Raw genomic sequence first — 4,668 nt, 5'->3', positions numbered from 1 at the left:
TGCGTGATACTCGACGACATGATCGATACTGCCGGCACCCTGACCAACGCAGCCCTGGGGCTGAAGGAACAAGGTGCCGACAAAGTATACGCGGCGGCGACACATGCTGTCCTGTCGGATCCCGCCATCGAGCGCATCGCAGAAGCGCCCCTGGAAGAAGTGGTCGTGAGCGATACGATACCCTTGACGAGAGAAGCCGAAGACAGCGGCCATTTCACCGTCCTGTCGGTGGCTGCCCTGCTAGGCGAAGCGATCAAGCGTATCCACCACAGCGACTCCGTAAGCTCGCTCTTTGTATGAGGTGGCCGCGTTGCGCCGGGGAAACAGCGATTGCGGGGAGGACTCCCAGGTGGGTGAGAGGTTGATTCAATGGAACCACTGATTCTGCGCGTTGCGCCACGGCAGGGAAGGGGCAAAGGCGTGTGCCGGCAGCTGCGGCAAAAGGGACGACTACCGGGCGTTTTCTACGGCTCCGGTGTGGCAGCGCAAGCACTGGAGTTGTCGCCTAAGGACTTGATGGAGGCGCTGAGCGGCGAACACCGCCAGAACACGCTGCTCAGGCTCGACATCGGGGGCCGCTTCGAGCTCGCCATGGTCAAGGAGCTGCAGCTGCATCCCGTGGATCGCCGGCCGCTTCATGTGGACTTCTACAGGGTGGACACGCAGTCCTCGGTCCGCGCGAGGGTGCCTTTCCGTACGACCGGCCGCGCCAAGGGGGTGGTGCGCGGTGGTGCGCTGACGGTAGTCTACCGTGACCTACCCATTCAAGCGCCGCCGCACAAGATCCCGGCCCACATAACCTTCGACGTCACGAATCTGGACCTCAACGGCATCGTGCAGGTCAAGGACCTGGAGCTCGCCAAGGATGTCGAGGTGTTGCTTCCCGGCGAACGCAACCTGGTCACCATCGGTGGCGAGCGAGCCAGCGGCGACGAGGAAGAGGCGGAGGCGTCCTCGAGCGAATCGTCCGAGACAAGCGCGAGCGCAACCAAGGCCAAACGGTAGTTCTGAAAGGTCGTAAGGCAACAGGAGCAGATAGAGTGCACTTGGTCGCGGGGTTAGGAAACCCGGGCCCTCGCTACCGCAAAAACCGGCATAACGTCGGCTTCATGGCGGTTGACGTTCTGGCCCGACGATTCTCCACAGGGAGCTTCAAGGCCAAGTGGAATGCGGAGTTCAGCCGCCAGCGCATGAGAGACCAGGATGTCGTGTTGCTCAAACCCATGACTTACATGAACCTGAGCGGAGAAGCGATTCAGCGCGCCCTGCATTTTTTTCGGGTACGTCTGGACCGCCTGATCGTCGTGCATGACGAGCTCGATCTCGAATTTGCAACGTTGCGCTTCAAGATCGGCGGTGGAAGCGCCGGCCACAAGGGGATCGACTCAGTCGTGCTGCATGCCGGAAGCCGTGACTTCCCGAGGCTGCGAATCGGCATCGGACGCCCGCGGGCAGGCTCGGCCGAGCAGCATGTTCTGACGGATTTCAACAGCGAAGAGCACGCGGCCCTGCCGAGCGTGCTCGCACAAGCCGCGGATGCCCTCGAGTGCGTTGTCTGCGAGGGCCCGCAAGCTGCAATGAATCGCTACAACACTCGTGCTAGGTTTGCTGAAAGCTGACACCCGAGAGGGAGCCTATGATAGCCAATGAAAGACGCACCAGAGCGCGTGAATACGAGACCATACTCATCCTGCGTTCGGACATCGAGCCCTCAAGCGCAGAAGAGGTCGTCTCCCGGACGACCGAAGTCATCAAGAGAATGGGCGGCACGCTGGTCAAGATCGACAACTGGGGAAGGCGGCGGCTCGCCTATCCCATCCGTGGCTCCAGCCGCGGTGTCTTCGTCTACTTGAAGTACGTCGGCTTCGAGGGCCTTGTCGCGGAGATGGAGCGCAACCTGGGACTGCTGGACTCCGTCGTCCGCTACCAAACGGCCCAGCTGCGCGCTCGGGTGGACTTGGACGAGCTGGAGGTGGATCCGGAGGACACCACGTTCGCAGGACTGGAACCGGCGGATGGCAGCGACGAGGAACCGGGTCTGGCTCAGCGACTCGGTCTGGAACAGCCGCCTCGACGCCGGGACGAGGGGCGTTCACCGCCCTCGGAGGACACGGACGTCGTGCAGGGGCCAAGTGAGGCAGCCCCGGCCGAGGAGGAGCTAACGGCTAGCCCCCAGACGGTGGCAGCCGGCGTGGAGGCGAGCGACCGTGCGAATAGCAGCTCGGGACCGACCCCCGGAGAGGTTACGGGCTAGAGCGATCGGAGCTCTGGATCGAGACAGGAGACTGGAGAAGATTCGAGGATGGCGAGAGAACACTACGATAACGACGACGACAGCGCCTACGGTCGATCCCGCGCTGACACCGATCCCATTACCCTCCGACGCAAAGGAGGAAAGCGCAAGGTGTGCAGGTATTGTGCGGAAACGGATCTCGAGATCGATTACAAGGATCCTCAACAGCTGAGGCTCTTCATCTCCGAGCGTGGCAAGATTGTCCCGAGGAGAATCAGCGGCAACTGCGCGCGCCATCAGCGGCGGCTGACGCTTGCGATCAAGCGTGCCCGCTCCATTGCCCTCATGCCTTATACGGTGCGGAGTTAGCCATGCCTTCGCACATGCGGATCATCTTGACCGCGAGGGTGGAGCATCTTGGGGCCGCCGGCGATCTGGTCCGAGTCAGACCGGGCTACGCCCGGAATTACCTTCTGCCACGTTCGCTAGCCGTACCGGCGACCCGAGGCCAGGTCGAGCGCGTGGAACACGAGCGTAGGGCCGCTCTGGCCCACGCGTCCAAGTTAAAACAGCAGGCGGACCGCCTGGCCGACAGCCTCAGGGAAGTCATTATCGAGGTGCTGAAACCCGCGGGCGAGGCAGAGCGCATGTACGGATCGGTCACCGCGAGGGAGATCGCCCAGGAGCTCAAGAACAGAGGGATTGACATCGATCGTCGCAAGCTCGTGTTGCCGGGAGCAATCAAGCAGCTCGGCGAGTACGAGGTGGGCGTCAAGCTCGCCCCAGACGTCGCCAGTAGCTTCAAGCTGGTAGTGTCCAGGCAGACCACGAGGGCGTAGCGGCACGTGCGAGAGCGCTCGATCGATGCCAGACTGGCGTGATACAGAGGTACGGCGCTTGGCAGCTTTGGCATGAGCACGTGTGACCACCCGCGATACAGCACCCCTGCGCAGGAGCGTCCCTGAGGGCAGGGTCCCCCCCAACGATCTCGATGCGGAGCGCGCTGTGCTTGGGGGTATTCTGCTCGAGAATCGGGCGCTCAACGTCGTAGTAGAGATCCTGGAGACGGACGATTTCTACAGCGAGGCCAATGGGCACATCTTCCGTGCCATGACCGAGCTGTTTGGTCGTGGCGAGCCCGTGGACAGCGTCACGTTGCGCGACAAATTGTCCGGCGCCGGAAAGCTGAACCAGATCGGCGGCAGCGAGTACCTGCTCTCGTTGACCAACACCATCCCAACGGTCAGCAATATCGAGGCCCATGCCCGGATCATTCGAGAGAAGGCCATGGTGCGCAGGCTCATCACGACCTGCCACGAGGTTGCGGCCCGCGGCTATGGAGACTACGGCGAAGTGACCGAGTTCTTGGATCTGGCTGAGCGTTCGATCTTCGACGTGGCCAAGGAGCGGCTCCGGCATCCGTACGAACGCATCAACGAAGTCATCAATCGAACTTTTGAAGAAATCACGGCGGCGGCCGAGCGCAAGGAGCGCATTACAGGCTTGCCCACGGGGTTCGAGCGCCTCGATCATATGACCGCCGGCATGCATGCGGGCGATCTCGTCATTGTTGCCGGGCGGCCCGGCATGGGAAAGACGGCGTTTGCGATGAACATCGCGCTCAACGCGTGCGGCGCTCGTAAGACCCCCGCGCTTGTCTTTTCCTTGGAGATGCCCAAGGAGCAGCTTGCGCGCCGAATGCTCTGCAGCGAAGCACGGGTGGACGCGTCACATCTGCGGACCGGCCAGCTGGCCCGTGAGGATTGGCCGAGGCTAATCAACACAGCCGGATTGCTCAGCGACATGCCAGTGTGGATCGACGACACGCCCGGACTCACGCTCATGGAGCTGCGGGCAAAGGCCAGACGCCTGCGGTCCGAAAGCGGCCTCGGACTCATTGTAGTCGACTACCTGCAATTGATGCGTTCGGGCACGCGCAATGAGAGCCGGGAACAGGAAATCAGCGAGATCAGTCGCTCCCTCAAGGGGCTTGCCAAGGAGATGGAGGTGCCGGTCGTCGCGCTTTCGCAGCTCAATCGCGGAGTCGAAACGCGAGGTGTGAAGGACCGTCGGCCCCAGCTGTCGGACCTGCGGGAATCGGGTGCCATCGAGCAGGACGCCGATACGATTCTATTCATCTATAGGGACGAAGTGTACAATCGCGACACGCCCGATCACGGCATCGCGGAAGTGATCATCGGCAAGCAGCGGCACGGTCCCACAGGCACGACGCGATCACGTTTCTTCAGCCAATACACTCGCTTCGAAAACCTCGACGAGGACCACGACGAAACCGAAATGATGTGAGCCCTAAGGCGTCGGGTCAAAATAACATCGCCACTTCGATTTCGATCCATCCCGTCCAGCGGTGTTGCGCCGCCTTCGAATACAGGGAGTATTCGCGCGACAGCGCGCCTTGCTGGCCGGGCGCCTCA

7 protein-coding genes are annotated in these 4,668 nt (G+C 62.0%); all 7 read left to right on the top strand.

Annotation, left to right across the window (positions count from 1 at the left end; translation table 11 throughout):
• A partial coding sequence (locus MJD61_11975; protein ID MCG8555987.1) for a phosphoribosylpyrophosphate synthetase occupies positions 1 to 300 on the top strand: 300 nt, incomplete at its 5' end.
• Between the two features lie 69 nt (positions 301 to 369).
• Positions 370 to 1,005, top strand: a complete 636-nt coding sequence (locus MJD61_11970) for a 50S ribosomal protein L25 (protein MCG8555986.1) — start codon at positions 370 to 372, stop codon at positions 1,003 to 1,005.
• A gap of 35 nt (positions 1,006 to 1,040) precedes the next feature.
• The gene (gene pth, locus MJD61_11965; GenBank protein ID MCG8555985.1) at positions 1,041 to 1,619 is read left to right on the top strand and encodes an aminoacyl-tRNA hydrolase; all 579 of its coding nucleotides are present in this window, start codon (positions 1,041 to 1,043) and stop codon (positions 1,617 to 1,619) included.
• Positions 1,620 to 1,636: 17 nt separating this feature from the next.
• Positions 1,637 to 2,254 (top strand): 30S ribosomal protein S6, encoded by a 618-nt coding sequence (gene rpsF, locus MJD61_11960; protein ID MCG8555984.1) that lies wholly within the window; start codon positions 1,637 to 1,639, stop codon positions 2,252 to 2,254.
• Between the two features lie 48 nt (positions 2,255 to 2,302).
• A complete protein-coding gene (gene rpsR / locus MJD61_11955) occupies positions 2,303 to 2,602 on the top strand; it encodes a 30S ribosomal protein S18 (protein ID MCG8555983.1) in 300 nt (99 codons plus the stop codon).
• Positions 2,603 to 2,604: 2 nt separating this feature from the next.
• On the top strand, positions 2,605 to 3,072 hold the full coding sequence (rplI, locus tag MJD61_11950) for a 50S ribosomal protein L9 (GenBank protein ID MCG8555982.1): 468 nt from the start codon (positions 2,605 to 2,607) through the stop codon (positions 3,070 to 3,072).
• An 82-nt stretch (positions 3,073 to 3,154) separates the two neighbouring features.
• Complete coding sequence (dnaB, locus tag MJD61_11945) at positions 3,155 to 4,540, top strand: replicative DNA helicase (GenBank protein MCG8555981.1); 1,386 nt, start codon at positions 3,155 to 3,157, stop codon at positions 4,538 to 4,540.
• Positions 4,541 to 4,668: the final 128 nt, after the last annotated feature.

The sequence above is a fragment of the Pseudomonadota bacterium genome (genome assembly GCA_022361155.1).
In the GTDB taxonomy this organism is placed as follows: domain Bacteria; phylum Myxococcota_A; class Polyangia; order Polyangiales; family JAKSBK01; genus JAKSBK01.
Note: the sequence above shows the minus strand (reverse complement) of the source record. Positions and strands in the feature narration are given on the sequence as shown.

Excerpts from the sequence above, each read along its gene's own strand:
- MJD61_11970 (MCG8555986.1), top strand. The coding sequence starts at position 370 with ATGGAACCACTGATTCTGCGCGTTGCGCCACGGCAGGGAAGGGGCAAA.
- rpsF (MCG8555984.1), top strand. The coding sequence starts at position 1,637 with ATGATAGCCAATGAAAGACGCACCAGAGCGCGTGAATACGAGACCATA.
- rplI (MCG8555982.1), top strand. The coding sequence starts at position 2,605 with ATGCCTTCGCACATGCGGATCATCTTGACCGCGAGGGTGGAGCATCTT.
- rpsR (MCG8555983.1), top strand. The coding sequence starts at position 2,303 with ATGGCGAGAGAACACTACGATAACGACGACGACAGCGCCTACGGTCGA.